21 protein-coding genes are annotated in these 21,838 nt (G+C 72.7%); 7 read left to right on the forward strand and 14 right to left on the reverse strand.

Going from position 1 to position 21,838, the window contains the following annotated elements; genetic code table 11:
• Positions 1 to 633: hypothetical protein (locus tag ACFWM7_RS10585; RefSeq protein WP_383257790.1), on the forward strand; the 633-nt coding region annotated here is incomplete at its 5' end.
• Complete coding sequence (locus ACFWM7_RS10590; protein ID WP_383257793.1) at positions 630 to 1,469, forward strand: glycosyltransferase family 2 protein; 840 nt, start codon at positions 630 to 632, stop codon at positions 1,467 to 1,469. The genes ACFWM7_RS10585 and ACFWM7_RS10590, both read left to right, overlap by 4 nt.
• A 12-nt stretch (positions 1,470 to 1,481) precedes the next feature.
• Here the strand turns inward: ACFWM7_RS10590 and ACFWM7_RS10595 are convergent, their stop codons facing one another.
• Positions 1,482 to 2,645, reverse strand: coding sequence for a glycosyltransferase (locus ACFWM7_RS10595; RefSeq protein WP_383257799.1), 1,164 nt, complete (start codon positions 2,643 to 2,645; stop codon positions 1,482 to 1,484).
• 109 nt (positions 2,646 to 2,754) lie between these two features.
• On the opposite strand from ACFWM7_RS10595, the gene ACFWM7_RS10600 reads away from it, so the two are divergent.
• A complete protein-coding gene (locus ACFWM7_RS10600) occupies positions 2,755 to 4,260 on the forward strand; it encodes a hypothetical protein (protein ID WP_383257804.1) in 1,506 nt (501 codons plus the stop codon).
• Here the strand turns inward: ACFWM7_RS10600 and ACFWM7_RS10605 are convergent.
• From ACFWM7_RS10605 to ACFWM7_RS10615, 3 genes are read right to left on the reverse strand one after another with little or no spacing between them, the layout of a single operon-like run.
• Positions 4,229 to 5,473 carry a hypothetical protein gene (locus ACFWM7_RS10605; protein ID WP_383257807.1) on the reverse strand — a complete coding sequence of 415 codons (1,245 nt, stop codon included), beginning with the start codon at positions 5,471 to 5,473 and terminating at the stop codon, positions 4,229 to 4,231. The genes ACFWM7_RS10600 and ACFWM7_RS10605 overlap by 32 nt on opposite strands.
• The gene (locus tag ACFWM7_RS10610; protein ID WP_383257810.1) at positions 5,470 to 7,158 is read right to left on the reverse strand and encodes a CpsD/CapB family tyrosine-protein kinase; all 1,689 of its coding nucleotides are present in this window, start codon (positions 7,156 to 7,158) and stop codon (positions 5,470 to 5,472) included. Before ACFWM7_RS10610 ends, ACFWM7_RS10605 begins: the two co-directional genes overlap by 4 nt.
• Positions 7,155 to 8,417 carry a glycosyltransferase gene (locus ACFWM7_RS10615; RefSeq protein ID WP_383257813.1) on the reverse strand — a complete coding sequence of 421 codons (1,263 nt, stop codon included), beginning with the start codon at positions 8,415 to 8,417 and terminating at the stop codon, positions 7,155 to 7,157. The genes ACFWM7_RS10610 and ACFWM7_RS10615 overlap by 4 nt, the downstream gene beginning before the upstream one ends.
• 152 nt (positions 8,418 to 8,569) lie before the next feature.
• Here ACFWM7_RS10615 and ACFWM7_RS10620 point away from each other — a divergent pair, with 152 nt between their 5' ends.
• The gene (locus ACFWM7_RS10620; protein ID WP_205081980.1) at positions 8,570 to 9,019 is read left to right on the forward strand and encodes an adenylyltransferase/cytidyltransferase family protein; all 450 of its coding nucleotides are present in this window, start codon (positions 8,570 to 8,572) and stop codon (positions 9,017 to 9,019) included.
• On the opposite strand, the gene ACFWM7_RS10625 is transcribed toward ACFWM7_RS10620, so the two are convergent.
• Positions 8,988 to 9,725, reverse strand: a complete 738-nt coding sequence (locus ACFWM7_RS10625; protein ID WP_383257817.1) for a CDP-alcohol phosphatidyltransferase family protein — start codon at positions 9,723 to 9,725, stop codon at positions 8,988 to 8,990. The two genes, ACFWM7_RS10620 and ACFWM7_RS10625, sit on opposite strands and share 32 nt — an antisense overlap.
• A 163-nt stretch (positions 9,726 to 9,888) precedes the next feature.
• Between ACFWM7_RS10625 and ACFWM7_RS10630 the strand changes: the two genes are divergently transcribed.
• Positions 9,889 to 10,257: a nuclear transport factor 2 family protein gene (locus ACFWM7_RS10630; protein ID WP_383257820.1), complete on the forward strand. Its 369-nt coding sequence runs from the start codon at positions 9,889 to 9,891 to the stop codon at positions 10,255 to 10,257.
• A gap of 18 nt (positions 10,258 to 10,275) precedes the next feature.
• Here ACFWM7_RS10630 and mnhG read toward each other — a convergent pair whose 3' ends face one another.
• From mnhG to ACFWM7_RS10675, 9 genes are all read right to left on the reverse strand, one after another.
• Positions 10,276 to 10,629, reverse strand: coding sequence for a monovalent cation/H(+) antiporter subunit G (mnhG, locus tag ACFWM7_RS10635; RefSeq protein ID WP_383257823.1), 354 nt, complete (start codon positions 10,627 to 10,629; stop codon positions 10,276 to 10,278).
• Positions 10,626 to 10,961, reverse strand: coding sequence for a monovalent cation/H+ antiporter complex subunit F (locus tag ACFWM7_RS10640; protein WP_383257825.1), 336 nt, complete (start codon positions 10,959 to 10,961; stop codon positions 10,626 to 10,628). Before ACFWM7_RS10640 ends, mnhG begins: the two co-directional genes overlap by 4 nt.
• Entirely contained in the window at positions 10,958 to 11,584 is a 627-nt protein-coding gene (locus tag ACFWM7_RS10645; RefSeq protein ID WP_383257828.1) for a Na+/H+ antiporter subunit E, read from the reverse strand. Before ACFWM7_RS10645 ends, ACFWM7_RS10640 begins: the two co-directional genes overlap by 4 nt.
• Positions 11,581 to 13,233 carry a Na+/H+ antiporter subunit D gene (locus ACFWM7_RS10650; protein WP_383257830.1) on the reverse strand — a complete coding sequence of 551 codons (1,653 nt, stop codon included), beginning with the start codon at positions 13,231 to 13,233 and terminating at the stop codon, positions 11,581 to 11,583. The genes ACFWM7_RS10645 and ACFWM7_RS10650 overlap by 4 nt, the downstream gene beginning before the upstream one ends.
• Complete coding sequence (locus ACFWM7_RS10655; RefSeq protein WP_383257832.1) at positions 13,230 to 13,847, reverse strand: Na(+)/H(+) antiporter subunit C; 618 nt, start codon at positions 13,845 to 13,847, stop codon at positions 13,230 to 13,232. The genes ACFWM7_RS10650 and ACFWM7_RS10655 overlap by 4 nt, the downstream gene beginning before the upstream one ends.
• On the reverse strand, positions 13,844 to 16,747 hold the full coding sequence (locus ACFWM7_RS10660; RefSeq protein ID WP_383257835.1) for a Na+/H+ antiporter subunit A: 2,904 nt from the start codon (positions 16,745 to 16,747) through the stop codon (positions 13,844 to 13,846). Before ACFWM7_RS10660 ends, ACFWM7_RS10655 begins: the two co-directional genes overlap by 4 nt.
• Before the next feature lie 168 nt (positions 16,748 to 16,915).
• Positions 16,916 to 17,347: a (4Fe-4S)-binding protein gene (locus tag ACFWM7_RS10665; RefSeq protein ID WP_383257838.1), complete on the reverse strand. Its 432-nt coding sequence runs from the start codon at positions 17,345 to 17,347 to the stop codon at positions 16,916 to 16,918.
• Between the two features lie 85 nt (positions 17,348 to 17,432).
• Complete coding sequence (locus tag ACFWM7_RS10670; RefSeq protein ID WP_383257844.1) at positions 17,433 to 17,834, reverse strand: RidA family protein; 402 nt, start codon at positions 17,832 to 17,834, stop codon at positions 17,433 to 17,435.
• Positions 17,831 to 19,084 (reverse strand): acyl-CoA dehydrogenase family protein, encoded by a 1,254-nt coding sequence (locus ACFWM7_RS10675; RefSeq protein WP_383257851.1) that lies wholly within the window; start codon positions 19,082 to 19,084, stop codon positions 17,831 to 17,833. Before ACFWM7_RS10675 ends, ACFWM7_RS10670 begins: the two co-directional genes overlap by 4 nt.
• Positions 19,085 to 19,270: 186 nt before the next feature.
• On the opposite strand from ACFWM7_RS10675, the gene ACFWM7_RS10680 reads away from it, so the two are divergent.
• Together ACFWM7_RS10680 and ACFWM7_RS10685 are read left to right on the forward strand one after the other, a co-directional pair.
• Complete coding sequence (locus ACFWM7_RS10680) at positions 19,271 to 20,983, forward strand: AMP-binding protein (RefSeq protein ID WP_383257857.1); 1,713 nt, start codon at positions 19,271 to 19,273, stop codon at positions 20,981 to 20,983.
• Positions 20,984 to 20,992: 9 nt separating this feature from the next.
• Entirely contained in the window at positions 20,993 to 21,814 is an 822-nt protein-coding gene (locus ACFWM7_RS10685) for a PaaX family transcriptional regulator C-terminal domain-containing protein (protein WP_383257861.1), read from the forward strand.
• The last annotated feature ends 24 nt before the right edge of the window (positions 21,815 to 21,838 follow it).

A 21,838-nucleotide genomic window follows, 5' to 3' on the forward strand; every position in this document is an offset into this window, starting at 1 on the left:
GGCGCCCAGCGCCCCGCGGCCTCCGGGCCCGCCGCCCCCGGCCCGTCCGCCATCACGGCCACCGAGTCCGCCACGCCGCCCACCGAGGAGCCGGCGGCCACCGGGTCGTCCGCTCCGGCCGCCACGGCCGAGGGCCCGAAGACGCCCGCCGACGAGATCACCCCGGCGACGGGGACGTTCACCAAGAAGCAGAAGGAGTATCTGAAGGACCGGGTGCCGAAGGGGATGGACCCGGCGGCCGTGCTCCAGACCGGTCAGGAGACCTGCGACAAGCTGCGCTACCTCGTCAAGGCCGACCGGGACACCGCCGTCGGCGCGATCGTCACGGGCGAGATCCCGGAGGCCAAGGACGCGGTCGCCGGGCTCTGCACCCAGCACCAGGACCTGGTCGACGAGGCGGCGTACGGCTACCCGGACGGCAAGCACGCCGGGAAGAAGCTCCGGCCGGGCGTGTACCGCTCGGCCTCGCCCACCACGGACTGCTCCTGGCAGATCGCAGGGGCGGGCGGCGAGGAGCTGGCCTCCGGCGCCTCCGACACCGGAAAGTCCCGGAAGATCACCATCCCCGATTCCGCAGTTACGTTCACGTCCACAGGCTGCTACGCCTGGCTGCCCGAAGGAGCCCAGGGATGACCGCAGGTACGCAGAAACTCCCGATAGCCGTGGCGATCCCCACGAAGAACGAGGGGCTGAACATCGCGGAGGCGGTGAAATCGGTGCTCGGCCACTTCGAGGCGGTCGTCGTGGTGGACTCCCACAGCACCGACGACACCGCGAAGATCGCCGAGGAGTGCGGGGCCGAGGTGGTCACGTACACCTGGGACGGCGGCCACCCGCGCAAGAAGCAGTGGTGCCTGGAGAACGTCCGCACCGACCTGGACTGGATCCTGCTCCTCGACGGCGACGAGCGGCTCAGCCCCGGGCTGCTGGCCGAGCTGCGGGAGACCTTCCGGAACGCGGATGCGCCGAAGCCCGCCGCGTACGACATCCCGCTCGGCTACTGGTTCTCCGGGAAGCGGCTACGGCACGGATACACCATCCGCAAGCGGTCGTTGACCGACCGGACCCGCTGCCACTACCCGGAGGTCGGGGACCTGGACGCGCCGGGGATCGGGGAGGTGGAGGGCCACTACCAGCCGGTCGCGGCAACGGTGGGGACGCTGGAGAACCCCATCGAGCACCAGGACCTCGACCCGGTGACCGCCTGGTTCGAGCGGCACAACCGCTACTCGGACTGGGAGGCATGGCTGGAGCACCACCCCCGGGTGAAGGAGCAGGTGCGCCAGGTCAAGTCACGTCAGGGGCAGTTGTTCCACAAGGCGCCGTTCAAGCCGGTGGTGTCCTTCGCCTATATGTACCTCTACAAGCGGGGCTTCCTGGACGGCCGGGCGGGCCTGGACTTCGCGCTGGCGATGAGCTTCTACCGCTGGCAGATAGCCCTCAAGTCCCGCGAGAAACCAATACGTTGACGAGTCCGGCGCTCACCCTCGCCTCCGGCGGACCACGTCCTCGTAGGTCCGCCGGAGGGTGGCGGTGACGGCCTCGATGGTGAACTGCTCGTTGACCAGCTCCCAGGCGGCCTTGCCGGCCCGTTCGGCGGCCTCCGGCTCCAGCAGCTCCAGGATCGCGTCGGCGACCTTGCGGGCGTTGGCCGCGTCCTCGCCGACCCGGCTGTCGACGACCCGGCCCGAGCCGGCCTCCGCCACATCGGGGGCCTGCCCGCAGGTGCGGGTGATGACGACCGGCGTGCCGACCGACATCGCCTCCAGCACCGAGACCGGGAACGGCTCCTCGATCGCGGGCAGTACGTACACATCGGCCTCACGGTCGGCGGCCAGCACCTCGTCGTGCTCCAACGGGCCGACGTGGTGCAGGGATTCGGCCACCCCCAGCTGCCGGGCGAGGCCGAGGGTGCCGGCCAGCGCGCCGGTGTCGGGACCGGCCAGCACGAAGCGGGCGTCCGGGTGGCGGGCGAGGACGTGCGGCATCGCGGCGACGAAGTCCTCGGGCCGCTTGCGCTCCTGGATCCGGGCCAGATACAGCACGGTGGGCGGGCGGCCGGGCTCGCGGGCGGGCTTGCGCTCCTGCGGGCGGACCCCGTTGACCAGCCGTACGGTGCGGGTGAGCGGGACGGGGGCGGCGACGGCGTTCACGTCGAGCCGCTCCATCTCGGTCAGATGCAGGACGGCGTCCGCCTCGCGCAGCACCTTGCGGACCCCGAGGAGGTCGGTGAGCTGGGCGACCTTCTTCTCGGTGGGGTCGATCATGCCGTGGGTCTGGACGACCAGGGGCGTACGGGTCGCGAGCGCGAGCAGCGCCGCGGGCAGGGTCACCAGGTCCCGCATCAGATGGACGTGGACGAGGTCGGCGCCGCGCATCATGCGGCGGGCGGTGTTCAGCAGCTTGGCGGAGGTGATGCCGCTGACCTCGAACATCGGGAGGAGGTGCCGGGCCTGGAAGAGGTGGACCGGAACTCCCTCCACATGACTGGGCAGTTCACCGCCGGGGAAGCCGTCGCCGAGGGCCATGACCCGTGCGTCGTCGCCGTGCGCCCGCAGGACCTTGGAGAGGTTGAACGCCACCCGGGTCGGACCGCCGAAGGCATGGTCCGGGGTGTGGAGCGTGACAACGTGCAGGATTTTCACCAGAGTTCCCCTCGACCATGGCCATGTATTCACAGCCTAGTCATCGGCCCCCCTCAAGTGGGCTGATTCGTTAGAGTGTTCAGCGGTTCACTGATCCCCGGGGGGGCGCATGACGTCGGTGCACACATCGGCGCACACGCCGACCCGGGGGCCCGCGTCCGACGTGCCCGAGCGGCCGATCGTCTGGTCGATGCTGTCGCGGGCCGTGTCCGTGCCGCTCATCCTGGGCCTGGTCTGCTTCCTGCCCGCGGTGATCGCCGCCCAGCCCGGCACCGGGGTGCGGGACACGGCGTACTGGCTCCAGTTGGTGCTGACCTGCTATGCGGGTGCCCGGCTGGCGACCATGATCCTCTCCACCCGGCGACGGCTGCTCCAGGGCGTCTTCTGGATGTTCGTGTACATCGCGATGGGCGTCGCGCCGTTCGCCCAGGTGGTGATCGGGCAGACGCCGACGCCGATGGTGGGGCCGCGTCAGGACCTCGTCACGGCCATCGCGATGGTCCTGGTGGGGTGTGCCGCCTACGACCTGGGGGCGCTGCTGGCCTCGCGGCGTCCGCTGCGCCGCCGTACGCCCTCCGCTCGGGCCTCGGGCGGAGGGCCCGCCGTCGCTCATCCGGTGCGGCTGCGGCTGCTGGTGCTGCTGGCGTTCGCGGCGAGCGCGTTCTACGTGCTGAAGCTGGGCGGGCCCGCGGTCTTCTTCTCCAGCCGTCAGGAGATCAACGAGACGGTCGCGGCGAGCGGGGTCGTCACGGAAGGGTCGAATGTCGGCTCGGCGTTCATCAAGGGCTTCGGCCAGGTCCCGGCGCTGCTGGCGCTGCTCTTCTACACCCGCCGGCTCGCGACCTCCTACCGGGCCCGGCGCAGACCGTCGACGGTGCTGGTGTGGGTGGCGCTGGCAGGGCTGAACCTTCTGGTGAACAACCCGATCTCCAATGCCCGTTACTGGTTCCTGACGGTGGTCGTGGCGTTCGTGTTCGCCGCGTTCCCGAGCAGTGCGGCGGTCTACCGGACGGTGCTGACGACGGGCGTGGTGGGGGCGCTGGTGCTGTTCCCGTACGCGGACAGGTTCCGGTACGAGGAGGGGGGTCAGCGGGCCGTGCAGTCGGCCTCGGTCTTCGATCCGCTGGTGACCAAGGACTACGACCAGATGGTGATGTTCGCCAACACCATCTCGTGGGTCGACACCCGGGGCCATACCTACGGCCGCCAACTGACGGGCTCAGCCCTGTTCTTCGTGCCGCGCGCGGTGTGGAGCGGAAAGCCGGAGGACACCGGGGTCCGGGTCGGGCAGTGGATGGGGCTGCGGATGACCAACCTCTCGGCCCCGCTGTGGACCGAGTTCTGGGTCGATCTCGGTGCGAGCGGCATGATGGGCGGCCTCGCGCTGATCGGCTACGCGTCGGCCCGCACCGACCGCCGCTACGCCCTGGCCGTCACCCGGGCGGGGCCCGGCCCCGGGAGCGTGCTGGCCATCGCCGCGCCGCTGGTCGCCGGATACACCTTCATCCTGCTGCGCGGCCCGCTCCTCCAGGCGGCGGGGAAGCTGGCGATCGCCGCGCTGTGTCTGCTGGCGATCGCCACGTTCAGGGAGCGGCGGCAAGAGCGTCGGCGCTGACACCCGCGTCGGCCGCCCCGGTACGGCGGCGCAGCCGGGCCACCCTGATCCAGGTGGCGGCGGCCTTGCAGAGCGATCCCAGGAACAGCCCCCAGGCGGCGCCCGGGACGCCCCCGACGACGTAACCGCCGGCGAGGAACGCCACGGCGGTGAGCGAGAAGACGACCTGAATGGCGAGCGTGGTGCGCGGGTCGAGCATGCGCAGGGCGAGCAGCCCGCAGGTGCCGACGGCCATCGCCGCGTACTGGCTGCCCGTCGCGGGGAGCAGATCGGCGGCCACCGGCCAGGTGTCGCCGAGGAGTTGGCGTCCGGCGGAGTCCGGCAGCAGGGCGAGTGCGGTGGCCCAGAGCGCTGCGGTCGCCGCGAGGACGGCGGCGAGGGCGGCGGTGGCCCGGATCCGGCGGCGCTCGTCGCTGATGCGGCCGAGCAGCGGGGGGCCGAAGGACGTGGCGGAGGTGTAGAGCACGTTGAGCGGCCCGAAGAGGGTGGTCGCCCCGCGCAGTGCGCCGACCAGGAGGGGGTTGCCGACCGCGCCGAGGCCGAGGACGGACAGCTGGCCGGTCGCGTTGCCCACACCGAACTCGACGGTGAAGCGCTGCCCGAGGTGGCCGCGCCGCAGCAGCGGGCGCAGTCGCAGCCGGGATCCGGCGGTGGCGCGGTGGAGCAGGGCGGCGGAGAGCAGGAGGGCGGGCAGGGCGGACAGGCCCCAGACGGCGATCAGGCGCGCCGGGGACGCCCCGTAGTCCTGTACGGCGAGCGCCCCGAGTACGCAGCTGAGCCGCAACACGTCGCCGGTCAGGGCGAGATGGGGCTGCTGGAGGGTGGCGAAGGCGTACCGTACGGCGTCCTGCCCCAGCACCACCGGCAGGACGAGGCCGAGCATCAGCAGGGCGCGGGCGGTGTCGCCGGGGACGAGGACGCAGACGGCCGCGAGCAGCGCCCCGAGCACGGCCGAGGCGAGGACGGTGAAGGCGACCGCGGAACGGCAGGCGCCCCGGGTCTCCTCCCCCGCGCCGCGCTTGAGGACCAGCGGCTGCCCGGTGTACGCGCCCGAGACGCCGAGGAGCACGGTGAAGACCAGGTAGACCGCGGAGAAGCGGGCGAAGTCGGCGAGGGTGGAGAGCCGGGCGGCGGCCACCAGCACGAGGATGTTGGTGAGCGCCGCCACGCCCTGGTCCGCGACCGAGCAGAGTACGGCGGTGCGGGCTCTCACCGGCGGGCGGCCGGCAGGGTGAAGGTGCGCAGGCCGAGGGTCTCGGTGGGATCGCCGGTGGCCTCGGGAGCGTCCGGCTCGGCGGTGGGGGTGGGCCCGCCGCCACCGCCCCGGCGGCGGGTGGGCTTCGCCCGTCGCTCCGCGCGGCGCAGCCGCCCCCGGCCCGGGTGGAGCAGGGCGCCGAGGACGGAGCCGCCGGAGGCGCCGATGATCTCGCGGATGCGCTCCAGGTCGCTGCGGTGCACCTCGCGCGGGTCACAGACGATCATGACGCCGTCCACCCGGTCGACCAGGGCGACCGCGTCCGCGTAGGACAGGACGGGCGGGGCGAGGACGATGACGACGTTGCCGCTCCGGTCGGCCTCGGCGACGATGCGGCCGACGGACGGGGAGGTCAGGGCGCGCGGGACGTTGTCGACGGTGGTCCCGGGGATCAGGGCGAAGGCCCCGGAGCCGGGCACGTCCACATGGGTGCGGCCGCCGCCCGGCCAGCTGCCGTCATCCTCCTCGGCGGCCCAGCGCGGCGGGCGCACCTCGTGGCCGGCGGAGCCCAGGTCGCGGGCGAGGGAGGGGGTGCGCAGGTCGGCCTCGACGAGCAGGACGTCCCGGCCCATCTCGGCGAAGGCGGCGGCGAGGTTGGCGGCAGCGGCGGCGGCTGCCGTGCTGTCGCCGCGCGGGGAGGTGACGAGCAGGCGGCGGCTCTCGGCGAACGACGGGTCGTAGGCGAGCCGGAAGGCGACCGCGCGGTACTCCTCGGCCAGCCGGGAGCTGCCCCGGCCGATGGCGAGCAGGCTGCCCGCGGCGGCGCGTTCCCGGGGCAGGGTGCCGAGCAGGGGGGCGCCGAGCGAGCGGACCAGCTCGCGGTCGGAGCGTACGGCGGGGTCGAAGACGAGGCGCACCCAGGAGAGCAGCAGCCCCAGCGCGAGGCCGACGACGCCGCCGAGCCCGAGGAGCAGGGGCAGCCCCGGGCCGGTGGGCGAGGCCGGGGCGACGGGGTTCTTGTTGAGGTAGCCGGGGGTGGTGTCCAGGGCCTTCAGCTCGGATATCTTCCGGCTCAGCTCGGAGATGGAGACGATGATGTTGGCGCGGGCGCTGGTGACGTCGTCGGCCGCGCCGGTGCCGGACTGCTCCTCCAGCAGGTCGCGTTTCTCCTCCAGCGGCTTGAGCTGGGCGCGGTAGCCGCCCGCCATGTTCTCGATGCTCTCCTCGGTGCGCGCCTTGCGGTGGGCCAGGTAGGCCTCGGCGAGGGCTTCGGCGCGGGCGCGGGACTGCTCGGGGGTGGCGCCGGTGTAGGAGAAGCGCAGGGTGAGGGTGTTGGGCGGGTTGGTGACCTGGAGTCCGGCGAGGAGCTTGCGGGCGGTGACGTCGTCGCCCTCCTTGAGGAGGGTGCCCGCGGCCAGGGTGCCCACGGTGTCGCTGATGGCGGTCTGGCGTTCGGAGCCGATGTTGATGCCCTTGTCGGCGGTGGATCCTACGGCGAAGGGGTCGGAGATCGCAGAGCGGACGAGCACCTCGCCGGTGGCGGTGTAGGTGTCCTCGCCGCCGAGCGCGAGGTAGCCGCCGCCGAGCAGGCCGACGACGACGCCGACGGCCAGCAGCGAGCGGTAGCGCAGGAGTTGGCGGAACTGGTCGCGCAGGAGCGCCGGCTCGTCGTGGTCGTCCGGGGCGCGGTGCTGGGGCGTCATCGGCGGGGGCTCCCTTGTGCGTCCGGCAGGACCTCGGCGAGCAGGTCGTCGAAGCGGGCGAGGCCCGCCTCGCGGCTCAGATGGCGGGCCACGTACCGCGGCCCCTCCGCGCCCAGCGCGTCGGCGGCGGCCGGGTCGGCGGCCAGTTTCCGCACCGCTTCGAGGAGTGCGGGCGGGTCCTCGGGGGCGACGAGGACGCCGGCGCCGGAGCGGCGGACCTCGTCGGCGGTGCCGCCCTCGTCGGCGACGGAGGCGATCACGGGGCGTCCCGAGGTGAAGTAGGAGGTGAGCTTGGAGGGGACGCTCATGTCGAGGACGGAGGCGCGCTGGGTGACCGCGAGGACGTCGGCGGCGGCGAGCACGTCGGTGAACTCCTCGGCCGCCGCGGGCTCCAGGAACTCCACGTTGGCCAGTCCTTCGGCGCGGGCGCGCAGGGCGTCGCGCTGGTTGCCGTCGCCCATCAGGACGACGCGGACGTCGGGGGCGCGGCGGGCGGTGTCGATGAGCACCTCCAGGCCCTGCTTGAGGCCCATGTTGCCGGAGTGCAGGAGGACCGGGACGCCAGCGGGCCAGCCGAGCCGGGCCCGGGTCGCGGCCCGGTCGGCGGTGGGGCCCTGCACATGGGTCCAGTTGGGGACGAGGCGGATGCGGCCGGGGTCGACGCCGAGGGCGGTCACGCCGGGTACGAAGCTCTCGTGGATGACGCCGACGAGGGCGGCCCCGCGCAGCGCGTACCGTTCGGCGGCCGCGGCGACGGCGGCGGCCCTGCCGCCGCCCCGGATGCCGCTCTGTGCGGCGGCGGCGCCCATCAGGTCCTGGACGACGGGGAGGTAGGGGACGCGGTGGCGTCGGGCGAGGCGCGCTCCAATGACCCCGCCTGCGAGGCTGGGCATCTGGGAGATCACGACGTCGGGGCGTCCGGGCGGCGGCGAGATCAGCCCGGTGGCGAGAATGCTGACCTCGAACACGGCACGCTTCACAGCGGTCTGACGGGGCGGCACATAGTGTCGACGTCGGTGTACGCCGACGCCGCCGCGTATCTCCACCGTCCGCCACACGCCCCGGTAGCCCTCCTCCAGCCGCCAGGAGGGGTAGTGCGGCATGCCGGTGAGCGCCCGGACGCGGGCGCCGGACGCGGCCCAGTGCTCGGCCAGTTGGGTGGCGTACGGGCCTATGCCCGTGAGCTCCGGCGCGTAGTTGGTCGAAACCACCAGAAGTCGGCGGCCCCGCATCGGACCGGGCCTTGCAGCATCGGACATCGGACGATCGCCTTCCCCCCACGACAGCCGCTGTCCCCACCGAGGAACAGCCCCCGTCGAGCTTATCCGTTCACGGCTTGCACAAGTGTTCTTCACAGTAAGGTCGTTGGCACATCACCGGATCACGTTTCACCGTGGGGGGAGAGATACGGATGGTGCAGCACAGGGTGGGTTACGCACCCGGGGTGTACGACCTGTTCCACGTCGGGCACCTCAACATCCTGCGGCACGCCCGCAGTCAGTGCGACTACCTGGTCGCGGGGGTCGTGTCGGACGAGATGGCGGCCCTGGCCAAGGGCCATACGCCGGTGATCCCGCTCCGTGAACGGCTGGAGATCGTCCGCAGCGTGCGCTTCGTGGACGCCGCGTTCGTGGAGACCGTGCCGGACAAGGTCGAGACCTGGCAGCAGGTCCGGTTCGACGTGATCTTCAAGGGCGACGACTGGCGGGGCACGGAGAAGGGGGTGAAGCTGGAGCGCGACTTCGCCGAAGTGGGCGTGGAGGTCGTCTACTTCCCGTACACCGTGCACACGTCCAGCACCCAGTTGCGCCGGGCGCTGGACGTGCTCGTCAGCCGGCCCGGAGCGCTTTCAGCTCCCTGAACCACTTGGCGAGGAAGGCCGCCAGGAACAGCGTGTGCACGACCGCCAGCACGGCGTACCCGGCGCGGAAGGCCCCGGGTGCGCCGAGCAGCAGGAACACCAGGCAGAACACCCCGTAGTCGGCGGGCAGCAGGGCCACGGCCCGCACCCGGGACACGGGAGCCGCCGACGCCGCCGCCCAGGAAGGCCCCTGAGCGCTCGCCGCCGCCTTGCCGAGGTGTTCGCGCAGCAGCCCCGCGCAGAAGGTCACCACGGCGGCCAGCTGAAAGCCCAAGGGCAGTAACAGCCAGGCTTCCGAGGGAAGTTCACCGAAGCGGTAGAAGGAGATCAGGACCGCGGAGTGGACGAGCAGCAGCTTCCCGCAGTCCACGACATGGTCCAGCCATTCCCCGTCCGGACCGCCCCGGCCGGTGAGCCGGGCGAGCTGCCCGTCGGCGGAGTCGAGGGCGAAGCCGACCGCGAGGGCCGCGTAGACGAGGACGGCGAGCGTCCAGGACGGTTCGACGAGCGCGACCGACGCCAGCGCGACGTAGGTGAACAGTGCGCTGATCAACGTCACTTGATTGGGCGTCAGTCCCGCCCGGTAGGCCCCGGCCGCGAGCACGCGCCCGGCGGGCCGGTTCACGTACCGCGAGTAGAGCGAGACGCCCTTGGCGCTTTTCTGTGCGCCGCGCAATTCGCGCAGCACCGTGCCCGTGCTTCCCATACGCCCCCCAGCGTCCGGCATTGCCCGCATCATGGCACGCGGACACCGGCCCCGTGGGGTCTTTGGATCTCCTTACCTCGGGGGTAATCGACGCCGTCGAAACCCCGGGCCAGAGTGGGTGCACCGCCCCGGACCGCCGGGGCGCCGACGGAGAGGACTCACCATGGCCGCGTACGACGAGAGCGTGTCGCGCTATTTCGCCGCCTGGAACACCACCGGTGACGAGGAGCGGGCGAAGGCGGTGGCCGCCGCGTTCACCGACGACGCCCGCTATACCGACCCGCTGGCCGACGTGCGCGGGCACGAAGGGCTCGCGGCCCTGATCGGCGGCGCGCAGGGGCAGTTCCCCGGCTTCCGGTTCACGCTCACCGGCACGCCCGACGGGCACCACGACCTGGTCCGGTTCTCCTGGGAGCTGGTCTCCTCGGCGGACGGCTCGGCGCCGGTGGCCGGGTTCGACGTGGCGCTGCTGGCCGAGGACGGTCGGATCCGTTCGGTGAGCGGGTTCCTGGACCGGGTGCCGGCGGAATGAACGCGCTTCGGTCCAGGGTCACTTGCTGTCGGTGAGCTGTTCGTCGAGTTCGTCGAAGAGCAGCTCGCCGTGGTCGACCTGGCCGGTGCGGTACGCGGAGCGGGCCACCAGGTGCGAGGCGACCGGTCCGGTGAGCATCTGGAAGAAGGCGATGAGGCCGAGGGTGGCGAGGTCCATACCGCTGCGCAGCCGCAGTGCTACCCCGGCCAGCACCAGGATCATGCCGAGGGTCTGCGGCTTGGTCGCGGCGTGGCTGCGGGAGAGGACGTCGGGGAGCCGGATCATGCCGATCACCCCGAGCAGACAGATCGCGGCGCCGATGAGGAGCAGGACGGCGCCGGCCGTGTCGACGATCTGGAGCCAGAGGTTCACCGCGGGTCCTCCTGGGTGTCGTCGGGGTGCGGGGGGCTCGGCAGGTGACGGGGCCGGTCGCGTACGGCGATGAAACGGGCGATGCCCACCGAGCCGGTGAACCCGAGGAACGCCAGCACCAGCATGATCGGGAAGTAGAAAGGATCCCGGGTGAAGGCCGACTTGGCGGCGAGGCCGGCGATGATCAGGGCGGCGCAGACGTCCAGCGAGATCGCCCGGTCCAGCATGGAGGGGCCGCGCCAGATGCGGGCCAGCAGCAGTCCCCCGGCGATGAGGATGAGGACGACGGCGCAGGTCAGCAGGGCCTGGTCGACCCGTTCGGGTGCGGTCACGGTGCGGGCCTCCCGGCGGCGAGCTGGGGCGGTGGCGGGGGTTCGGCGACCCGGGCGATCTCGTCACGGGTGCCGAAGGCCCGTACGGTCAGCTCCTCCATCCGCCACACCTTGCGGCGGGCGGCTTCGAGCTCCTCGGGCCGGTCGGCGTCCAGGACGTGCAGGAAGACGGTGGCCGTCGCCCGGCGCACCTCGATGATCGAGCCGCCGGGGACGTTGGAGACGGCGACGGCGGTGGCGGCGAGCATCAGGTCACTGCGGCAGCGCAGGGGGACGCCGATGACGGCGGCCCGGTGCGGCAGGCCGAAGAAGATCTGCCGGGCGACCTTCACGCCCGAGGTGTACATGTCGTGGAAGAGGTAGCCGGCCAGGCAGACGATGCCCCAGGGGTGGAGCCGCAGCCCGAGGTCGACCCGGGGCAGCGGGAAGGCGAGGCAGACGACGACCGAGACGACCAGGCCGGTGAGGACGTTGGCCCAGGTGAGGGTGGACCAGAGCAGCACCCAGATGACGGTGAGCCAGATGATCAGCGGCAGGTCCAGCACTCGCCGGCGGCGGCCGAACTCGAAGCTCAGGGGTGGCAGATCGGCGTTGCGGAAGGAGAAGCCCAGAACGCGTTTCACCGGCCCAGTACCTCCTGGATGTAGGGGGCGCGCTGGAGGAGTTCGGCGGCCGTGCGGTCGGTGTAGGAGGTGAGCGGGTCGGCGAAGACGGTGAAGGCGAGGCCGATCGCGATGGTGGCGGCGGTGGCCGCGACCATGGGGTGGGGCAGTCGGCTGGTGGTGGTGACGGCGCGTCCGTGCAGGGTCGCGGCGACGGCCTGGCCGGCGGGCGGGGGCGTGGTCCCGATGCCCTCGTCACCGGTGCCGGGGATGCGGTCGGGGCCCGCGTCGGTGTCGTCGTCGCTGTCGTCGCCGGACTCCAGGACCGTACCGGCGGCGGCCTGGCCGGGCGGGGCCGCGCGCCAGAAGGCGAGGTTCCAGACCTTGGCGACGACGTACAGCGTGAGCAGGCTGGTGGCCGCCGAGCCGGCGACCAGGACCCAGGCCCAGCCGCCGCCGTCGGCGACGCCGGCGCGCATCAGCCCGAGCTTGCCGATGAAGCCGGACAGCGGGGGGATCCCGGCGAGGTTCATGGCGGGGACGAAGAACAGCAGGGCGAGCATCGGGGCGGCCCGGGCGAGGCCGCCGAGCCGGGTCAGCTCCGTGGTGCCTCCCCGGCGTTCGATGAGCCCGGCGACGAGGAACAGCGTCGTCTGGACGGTGATGTGGTGGGCGACGTACACGATGGCCCCGCCGTACGCCTCGCGGGTGGCGAGGCCGATCCCGAAGACCATGTAGCCGATGTGGCTGATCAGGGTGAAGGAGAGCAGCCGCTTGAGGTCGGTCTGGGCGACCGCGCCGAGGATGCCGATGACCATCGAGGCGAGCGCGATGGCCATCAGGAGGTCGCCGATGCGGTTGCCGGGGAAGAGCAGGGTCTCGGTCCGCAGCATGCAGTAGACGCCGACCTTGGTGAGCAGTCCGGCGAAGACGGCGGTCACGGGGGCCGGGGCGGTCGGATAGGAGTCGGGGAGCCAGGCGGCGAGCGGGAAGACGGCGGCCTTGATCGCGAAGACGGTCAGCAGCAGCGCCTGGATCAGGGTCTGTACGCCGATGGGGAGCTCGGGCAGCCGGACGGCGAGCTGGGCGAAGTTCGCGGTGCCGGTGGCCGCGTACGTCATGGCGATGGCGGTGAGGAAGAGCATCGACGAGAACAGCGAGATGATCACGTAGGTGGAGCCCGCCCGCATGCGGGGCCCGGTGCCGCCGAGGGTCAGCAGGACGAAGCTGGCGACCAGCATGATCTCGAAGCCGACGTAGAGGTTGACGAGGTCGCCCGCGAGGAAGGTGCAGGAGACCCCGGCGACGAGGATCAGATAGGCGGGGTGGAAGACGGCGAGCGGGGTCTCCTTGTCCCGGTCGGTCATGCCCTGGCCGAGGGAGTAGACGAGCACGCAGAGCGTGATGGCCGAGGAGACCGTGAGCATCAGCCCGGACAGCCGGTCGGCGACCAGGGTGATGCCGAGCGGCGGGGCGAAGTCGCCGAGGTGGACGGAGAGCGGTCCCTGCCGGTCGGCGGCGACCATGAGGATCACCGAGAGCGTGAGTACGGCGGACAGCACGGCGACGCTGATGAAACGCTGGAAGCGCCCCAGCCGCGTGCCGAAGGCGAGGCTGAGACCGGTGGCGCAGAGCGGCAGCAGCACCGGTAGCGGGACGAGCGCGTTCATCCGTCGGCTCCTCGGTCACGGGGGTAGCGGTCGTCCGCCTTGGCGTCGCCGTCGCGGGCGTAGTCCTCGGGGTCCGCGCCGAGCACGTCGTTCCAGAGGTTTCCGGAGGCGTCGCGGCCCCGGGCCTGGCGGGCCCGGTCGGCGCGGAGCCGGTCGCGGAGCCGGCGGCGCTCCTCGCGGTAGCGTTCGCGCTCCTCGGCGGTGGGTTCGGCCCCGGACCGGAACTGCTCGCGCAACTGGGCGCGTTCGCCCAGGACTTCGGCGCGCAGTACGATGCGCCGGTCCTCCAGGTCGTCGTGGACCTCGTCGGTGCCGGTGATCTGGTGGCTGCGGTAGGCCATGGCCAGGAGGAACGCGGTGGTGGCCAGCGTGATGACGATGGCGGTCAGCGCGATGGCCTGGGGCAGTGGGTCGGTGACCCGGCTCAGGGACACCCCGTACAGCAGGGGTGCGGCGCCGGCCCGCCCGGTGGAGGAGAGCACCAGCAGGTTGATGCCGTTGCTGAGGATGACGGCGCCGAGCAGGATGCGGGTCAGCGGGCGGGTGAGCATGAGGATGCCGCCGACGGCGCAGAGCACGACGGCGGTGGCGATGAGCGAGGCGCTGACGATCACCGCAGGGGCCCTCCCGCCTCGGGTCCGCCTTCGGGGGTGAGGACGCCCGCCGCGCGTTCGATCTGCCGGTCGACCTTGGCGCCGAGGGCGCGCACGATGTCCAGGACGACGCCGAGGACCAGCAGGTAGACGCCGAAGTCGAAGAGGACCGAGGTGCTCAGGTGGTACTTGCCGAAGACCGGTAGGTGCCCGTAGTACGTGAAGGCGTGCAGGACGGTGCCTTCCGAGAGCCCGAGGAGGCCCACTCCGGTGGAGATGAACAGCCCGAGGCCGGTGAAGAGTCCGGGCTGCAGGGGGGCGGCCTCGGCGAGTTCGAAGCGGCCGCCCGCGAGGTAGCGGGTGATCAGCGCGACCCCGGCGACGAGTCCGGCGACGAAGCCGCCGCCGGGCAGGGACTCGGCGCAGAACAGCAGATAGACCGAGAGCACCAGGATCGGGTGGAACAGCAGCCGGGCGACCACTTCGAAGACGATCGAGCGGTGTTCGGGGGCGAGGGTGGCTCCGGCGGCCAGCCAGCTGCGTTCGGGGGCCGCGTCGTCGCCCCGCGGCAGCCGGGAGGAGTGGTGGGCCGACAGGGACCAGGCCGTACGGCCCTGCAACTCCTCCTGGGCCATGGAGCCCTCGCTGCGGCGGTGCAGGTAGATGAGGCTGGTGACGCCGATCGCGGCGGCGGCGAGGACGGCGGACTCCCCCATCGTGTCCCAGGCGCGCAGGTCGACGAGGATGGTCGCCACGACGTCCTTGAGCCCGTGGTCGGCGACTTCCTGGACCATGGCGGTGCCGGCCGGTTCGGCGGTGCGCGCGGCGGCGGCGACCCACATCCCGACGCCGACGGTGGCGGCCGCCGCGAGCGCCACGGGGATGCGGGTGGCCCGCCGCCAGGTGCTCACGGTCTCCTGGAAGTGGACGGGCATGCGGCGCAGCACCAGGACGAAGACGATCATCGCGACGGTCTCGACGCAGAACTGGGTGAGCGCCAGGTCGGGCGCTCCCTGGACGACGAAGAGCAGCGCGGTGCCGTAGCCGGTGAGGCCGGCCAGGACGACGGCCTTCATACGCCGCCGTACCGTCAGGCAGAGCAGGGCGGCGGCACAGGTCAGGGCGGCGACGGCGCCCTGGAGCGGGTTGTCCCAGAGCCGGGGGCGCACAGCCCCGTTCCAGGGGGTGTCGACCATCAGGACGGCGAGCTGTCCGCCGAGCATGACGAGCAGGGTGGTGGCCAGGTACACGGAGAGGGAGCCGCGCTGGATGAAACCGGTGACCTGGAGGGCGAGACGTTCCTGTCCGAGCAGCAGATGGCCGAAGACGCTGTCGGCGGTGGGCCAGGCGATCCGCCGGGAGAGCCGGGTGACGTGGGTGCGGCCGAGGAAGAGCACGGTGCCCGCGACCCAGGCGACGGCCGACAGCAGCAGGGCGAGACCGAATCCGTGCCACAGGGCCAGGTGGTACGGGTCCGGGTCGGCCGGGAACGTGTCGGCGTACGCGCCCAGCAGCCGGTCCGTCCAGCCGACGCCGGGGCCGAGGACCAGGCCGAGAACGGCGAGCAGGGCGGGCGGGGCGAGGAAGGTCCACCCGACCCGGTGCAGGGGGGTGTCGGGGACTCCGCGCTTGCGGGCGAACCCGCCCCACACGAACCGCAGGGTGTACGCGGTGGTCAGCGCCGAGCCCGCGACGACGACGGCCAGCGCCCACCGCTCGGCGGCCGAGCCGTGCAGCAGCGCCTCGAACGCGGCCTCCTTCGCGGCGAAGCCGAGCAGCGGTGGCAGGGCGGCCATGGAGGCGGCGGCGAGCACGGCGACCCCGGCGACGTACGGCAGGGAGCGCCCGACCCCGGAGAGTTTGCGCAGGTCACGGGTGCCGGCCGCGTGGTCGACGATGCCGGTGACGAGGAACAGGGGGGCCTTGAAGAGGGCGTGACCGAGGATCATCGCGACGGCGGCGAGCGCGGCGTTACGGTTGCCGGTCCCGGCGAGCAGGGTGAGGAAGCCGAGCTGGCTGACGGTCCCGTAGGCGAGGACGAGCTTGAGGTCGTTGAGGCGCAGCGCCCGCCAGCCGCCGAGCAGCATGGTCGCGCCGCCGAGGACGAGCACGACGGGTTTCCAGACGGGGACGTCGGCGAAGGCGGGGGCGAGCCGGGCGACCAAGTAGACCCCGGCCTTGACCATCGCGGCGGCGTGCAGATAGGCGCTGACGGGGGTGGGGGCGGCCATGGCGTTCGGCAGCCACATGGAGAACGGCCAGATCGCGGACTTCGACAGGGCCCCGCACAGCACGAGGACGACGGCGATGGACACGGCGAGCGTCGTCTCGGGCGGGTCGGCGACGATCGCGGAGATCCGGTAGGTGCCCGCGGCCTGACCGATGATCAGGAAGCCGACGAGCATGGCGAGGCCGCCGAGCGTGGTGACGACGAGGGCCTGGAGGGCGGAGCGGCGGCTGTGGCGGTGTTCGCTGCCGTGGCCGATCAGCAGGTAGGAGAAGACCGTGGTCAGCTCCCAGAACACATAGAGCGTGATCAGGTCGTCGGCGAGGACGAGGGCGAGCATCGCGCCCGCGAAGGCGAGGAGGTTCCCGGCGAAGCGGCCCAGTTGCGGGGTGTCGTCGGTGAAGTAGGAGGCGCAGTAGAGCAGGACGAGCGCCCCGACCCCGGCGGCGAGCAGCACCATCAGCTCGGCGAGCGCGTCCAGCCGCAGGTCGAGGGTGACGCCGTAGTCCGGGATCCACTCCCAGGTCCAGGTGTCCGCGCCGCCGGACGCGGCGGTGTTCCAGCGGGTGAAGGCCCAGACGGTGGCGGCCGCCGGGGGCAGCGCCAGGACGACGAAGGCCCGCCGGCCGAGCCGGTGCACCAGCGAGCCCGCGCAGGCCGCCAGCGCGAAGTGGGCGACGATGAGCGCGATCACAGCGGGGTGCCCGGTTCGGGCGGCGGGGCATCCGGAATAAAGGGCACTAAATACAGATATATCCCCCGGAGCGATTCACCCGTCCGGCGCGCCGCGCACCTCCCGGCCCGCTGCGGTTCGGGGCCTTGGGGCGGGGCCCTTGGGGCGGGGCCTTGGGGCGCGCCCGTCTCAGCCGTGTCCGGCGCAGGACGCGCTGTGGTCGCAGTACGGCGTGTTGCCGGTGGCGCCGCAGCCGCAGAGCATCACCCGGGTCTCGTGGCGGGGGCCGTACGGGGTGGCGACTTCGAGGTCGCCGCGCAGGTGCAGCACTCCGTCGGCGTGGAGCGACGCATGGGTGGGGACGTCGGGGACCTCGTCGGGCATGCCGTCGGTGCGGTGGTACTGGAGGGCGCCGCTCGGGCAGCGGTGGATGACGTCGGCGACCTCGTCGGCGGGGGCGTTGTCGGGCTGGATCCACGGACGGCGGTCGACGTCGAAGACGGTGGGGAGCCCGCGCACGCACTCGGCGGCGTGCAGGCAGCGGTGCGCGTCGAAGCCGACGACGATGCCCTCGCCGTCGTAGGACTTGGCGGCGGGGCGCGGGGGCGGCCGGCTGGTCACCGCTGACTCTCCCGGGTCGGCTCGGCATCCGGACCCTTTCAGCCTCGCCCCGGCGCCCCGCAGCCGCTACTCGGGAGCCCGGCTCTCACGGGAGGACCGCGACCCCGTCGATCTCGACCATCGCCTGCTCGTCCCAGAGCCGGGCGACCCCGATGACGGCCATCGCCGGGTACTCGCGCCCCGCGAGCGTGCGCCAGATCCGGCCCAGCTCGGCGGCGTGGGAGCGGTAGTCGGCGACGTCGGTGGCGTAGACGGTGACCCGGGCGAGGTCGGCGGGGGCGCCGCCGGCCGCGTGGAGAGCGGTGAGCAGATTGCCCAGCGCCAGGGCGAACTGCTCGGGCAGGGTGGCCCCGACGACCTTGCCGTCCGGGTCGAGCGCGGTCTGCCCGGCGAGGAAGACCAGGTGCCCGCCGGTGGCGACGACCGCGTGGCTGAAGCCGGTGGGCGGGGAGAGTTCGGACGGGTTGATCCGGTGGGACGGACTCATGCGGGCGGCTCCTGGGTGAGGCCCACGGATTCCACGGGGCCGGCGGATTGCGCGGGGCCGACTGTTTCCGCGGGGCCGGCGGATTCCACGGGTTCCTGGGCGGCGGGCGGCTCGGCGAGTGGCTCGGGTCGCCGCGCGGCGGTCGCGTACAACTCCTTGGCGATGATGGTGCGCTGCACCTCGCTCGCGCCCTCGTAGATGCGCGGCGCGCGGACCTCGCGGTAGAGGTGTTCGAGCAGATGGCCCCGGCGCAGGGCGCGGGCGCCGTGCAGCTGGACGGCGGCGTCGACGACGTACTGCGCGGTCTCGGTGGCGTACAGCTTGGCCATCGCCGCACGGCGCGGCACCCCGCTCTCCCCCGCGTCGTACGCCGCGGCCGCCGCGTACACCAACAGGCGGGCGGCCTCGGTGCGGGTGGCCATCTCGGCGACCTGGTGCGAGACGGCCTGGAGGTCGCTCAGCGCGCCGCCGAACGCGGTGCGGTGGGCGGTGTGGTCCAGGGTCGCGTCCAGGGCGGCGCGGGCCATCCCCACGGCGAAGGCGCCGACGCTGGGCCGGAAGAGGTTGAGGGTGTTCATCGCGACCCGGAAGCCCCGGTCCGGTTCGCCGAGGACGTCGTCGGCGGTGACCGGTACGCCGTCGAACTCCAGGGTGCCGATGGGGTGCGGGGAGAGCATGTCGAGGGCGGAACCGGTGAGTCCGGGGCGGTCGGACGGGACCAGGAACGCGGTGATGCCCCGGGAGCCCGCACCGGGGGTCGTGCGGGCGAAGACCACGGCGAAGTCGGCCTCGGGGGCGTTGGAGATCCAGCACTTCTCGCCGGTGAGCGCCCAGCCGGCCCGGGTGTGCTCGGCGGCCAGGCTCAGCGCCGCGGCGTCGGAGCCCGCCCCCGGCTCGCTCAGCGCGAACGCGGCGACGGCCCGCCCGGCCCGCACCTCGGGGAGCCAGCGTTCGCGGTGGGCGGGGGTGCCTGCCTGGACGATCGGGGTGGTGCCGAGGCCCTGGAGGGCGAGCGCGGTCTCGGCCTCCGTGCATCCCCGGGCCAGCGACTCGCGCAGCAGGCACAGGTCCAGCGCCCCGGAGCCCAGCATCCGGCCGAGGAGGCCCAGCTCGCCGAGGGCGGCCAGCAACGGCCGGTTGACCCGCCCTGGCTCCCCCTTCTCCGCCAGCGGGCGCAGCTCCCGTTCGGCGAGGGTGCGCAGCTCCTCGCACCAAGCGGTTTGTTCCGGTTCGAGGGAGAATGCCGTCATGGCGGCGCCTCTCTTGTCGCGTCTCTGCCGTATCGCGTCACTGTCCTGGCGCGTCACAGGTCCTACCGCGCCACTGTCTTATAGCGGGTGTCTTGACAGCGGGTGTCTTACAGCGGGCCTATCGCGGACCGTTGACTACCGTCACCCAAACGATACGCTCCAGAGGCGACAAGGGGGCGATCCTTGATGGAGCCGAATTCCTCGCCGAACACGCCCACAGCCGCCGCCGACGCGTCCGTACGCGTCCCCGGCGCGCATCACGAGCTGTCCGGGCGCGTCACCGGCGCCCACGCCGACACCTTCACGCGCGACCACCTTCCGCCACCCCAGCAGTGGCCGAAGCTCCTCCTGGACGACCCGGCGCCGCGTTACCCCGACCGGCTGAACTGCGGACACGAACTGCTGGACCGCACGGTCGAGGAGCGGGGCGCCGACCGTCCCGCGCTGCGCTCGGGCGACGGGAGCGTCTGGAGCTACGGCGAGCTGCGGGAGACCGTGGACCGTATCGCCCATGTGCTGACGCAGGACCTGGGCGTGGTGCCGGGCAACCGGGTGCTGCTGCGCGGGCCGACCACGCCCTGGCTGGCCGCCTGCTGGCTCGCCGTCATGAAGGCGGGCGCGGTCGCCGTCACCGTACTGGCGCAGGCGCGCGCCACGGAGCTGGCCACCATCTGCTCGCTTGCGCGGATCAGCCACGCCCTGTGCGACGCCCGGTCCGTGACGGATCTGGCGGAGGCGGACGTGGACGGGCTGCGGATCACCCTGTTCGGCGGGGAAGGGCCCGCGGACCTCACCCGGCTGGCGGAGGGCAGGAACGGTCCGTTCCGGGCGGTGGACACGGCCGCCGACGAGGTCGCGCTCATCGCGTTCACCTCCGGAACCACCGGGCGCCCCAAGGGCTGTATGCACCTGCACCGGGACCTCCTGGCCATCGCCGACACCTTCTCCCGGCACGTGCTGCGCCCTTCGGCCGACGACGTGTTCGCGGGCAGCCCGCCGCTGGGCTTCACGTTCGGCCTGGGCGGGCTGCTGGTCTTCCCGCTGCGGGCCGGGGCGTCGACGCTGCTGCTGGAACAGGCGGGTCCGCAGCACCTGCTGCCCGCGCTGGTGAAGCACCGGGTGTCGGTGCTGTTCACCGCGCCGACGGCCTACCGCACGATGCTCGGGCAGTTGGACGACCACGACCTGTCGGCGCTGCGGCGCTGCGTGTCGGCCGGGGAGAACCTCCCCGAGGCGACCTGGCGGGCCTGGCACGAGGCGACGGGGCTGCGCATCATCAACGGCATCGGGGCCACCGAACTGCTGCACATCTTCATCTCGGCCGCCGACGACGCGATCCGGCCGGGCATGACGGGGGTGCCCGTGCCGGGCTGGCAGGCCCGGGTGGTGGACGAGCACGGGGACGAGCTGCCGGACGGCGAGCCGGGGCTGCTCGCCGTACGCGGCCCGGTCGGCTGCCGCTACCTCGCCGACCCCCGCCAGACGGAGTACGTCCGGCACGGCTGGAATCTGACCGGCGACACCTTCGTCCGCGAACCGGACGGCTACTTCCGTTACGTGGCCCGCGCCGACGACATGATCATCTCCTCCGGGTACAACATCGCGGGCCCCGAGGTGGAGGACGCCCTGCTGCGCCATCCGGAGGTCGCGGAGGCGGCCGTGGTGGGCCGGGCGGACGAGCTGCGCGGCGAGATCGTGGTGGCGCACGTGGTGCTGACCGAGGGCTCGAAGCAGACGGCGGACTCGCTGCGCGCCCATATGAAGGCCGACCTGGCCCCGCACAAGTGCCCGCGCGTCTTCGTGTTCGAGGAGTCCCTGCCACGCACCGCGACCGGCAAACTCCAGCGGTTCCTGCTCCGGGAAGACCTCCGGAAAGACCTCCGGAAAGACAGCACCTAGAGTGATCACGTGGCCGAGTTGCGCACCCCCCGTTCCCTGATCATCACGCTCTACGGCGCGTACGGCCGTCCGGCGGACGGCGCGCCGTTCGCGGTGTCGGAGCTGATCCGCCTGCTGCACGCCGTGGGCGTCGACGCCCCCTCCGTACGCTCCTGCGTCTCGCGGCTGAAACGGCGCGGGCTGCTGGTGGCCGCCCGCGCCGGGGACGGCTCGGCGGGGTACGCGCTGTCGCCGGACGCCCGGCAGCTGCTGGACGACGGGGACCGGCGGATCTACCGGAGGCCCGCACCGCGGCTCGCCGACGGCTGGGTGCTCGCGGTGTTCTCCGTACCGGAGGCGGAGCGCAGCAAGCGCCATCTGCTGCGCTCCCGGCTGGCCCGCCTCGGCTTCGGCACGGCGGCCCCCGGGGTGTGGATCGCGCCGGCCGGGCTGTACGAGGAGACCCGGCACACCCTGGATCGGCTCGAACTCGCCGCGTACGTCGACCTGTTCCGCGGGGAGCACCTCGGCTTCGCCGCCACCCGCGAGGCGGTGGCCCGCTGGTGGGACCTGGACACGGTGGCGCGGCTGCACCAAGACTTCCTGGAACTGCACGAGCCGGTGCTGCGGGACTGGGAGGCGTCCGGGGACACCGGCGAAGGACCCCGGCCGCAGACCGCCTACCGGGACTATCTGCTGGCGCTGGACTCGTGGCGGCAACTCCCGTACGCGGACCCGGGGCTGCCGCCGGAGCTGCTGCCGGGGGACTGGCCCGGCGGCCGGTCGGCGGAAGTGTTCGGCCGGCTGCACGAGCGGCTGCGGGACGCCGGGGAGCTCTTCGTACGGGAGTGATCCCTCAGCGGACGGGAAATCCGG

The sequence above is a fragment of the Streptomyces sp. NPDC058375 genome (assembly GCF_042723425.1).
GTDB lineage: Bacteria > Actinomycetota > Actinomycetes > Streptomycetales > Streptomycetaceae > Streptomyces > Streptomyces durocortorensis.

Coding starts and splice junctions, on each gene's coding strand:
- ACFWM7_RS10590 (WP_383257793.1), top strand. CDS start 630: ATGACCGCAGGTACGCAGAAACTCCCGATAGCCGTGGCGATCCCCACG.
- ACFWM7_RS10600 (WP_383257804.1), top strand. CDS start 2,755: ATGACGTCGGTGCACACATCGGCGCACACGCCGACCCGGGGGCCCGCG.
- ACFWM7_RS10610 (WP_383257810.1), bottom strand. CDS start 7,158: ATGACGCCCCAGCACCGCGCCCCGGACGACCACGACGAGCCGGCGCTC.
- ACFWM7_RS10615 (WP_383257813.1), bottom strand. CDS start 8,417: ATGTCCGATGCTGCAAGGCCCGGTCCGATGCGGGGCCGCCGACTTCTG.
- ACFWM7_RS10620 (WP_205081980.1), top strand. CDS start 8,570: ATGGTGCAGCACAGGGTGGGTTACGCACCCGGGGTGTACGACCTGTTC.
- ACFWM7_RS10625 (WP_383257817.1), bottom strand. CDS start 9,725: ATGGGAAGCACGGGCACGGTGCTGCGCGAATTGCGCGGCGCACAGAAA.
- ACFWM7_RS10630 (WP_383257820.1), top strand. CDS start 9,889: ATGGCCGCGTACGACGAGAGCGTGTCGCGCTATTTCGCCGCCTGGAAC.
- ACFWM7_RS10650 (WP_383257830.1), bottom strand. CDS start 13,233: ATGAACGCGCTCGTCCCGCTACCGGTGCTGCTGCCGCTCTGCGCCACC.
- ACFWM7_RS10670 (WP_383257844.1), bottom strand. CDS start 17,834: ATGAGTCCGTCCCACCGGATCAACCCGTCCGAACTCTCCCCGCCCACC.
- ACFWM7_RS10675 (WP_383257851.1), bottom strand. CDS start 19,084: ATGACGGCATTCTCCCTCGAACCGGAACAAACCGCTTGGTGCGAGGAG.
- ACFWM7_RS10680 (WP_383257857.1), top strand. CDS start 19,271: ATGGAGCCGAATTCCTCGCCGAACACGCCCACAGCCGCCGCCGACGCG.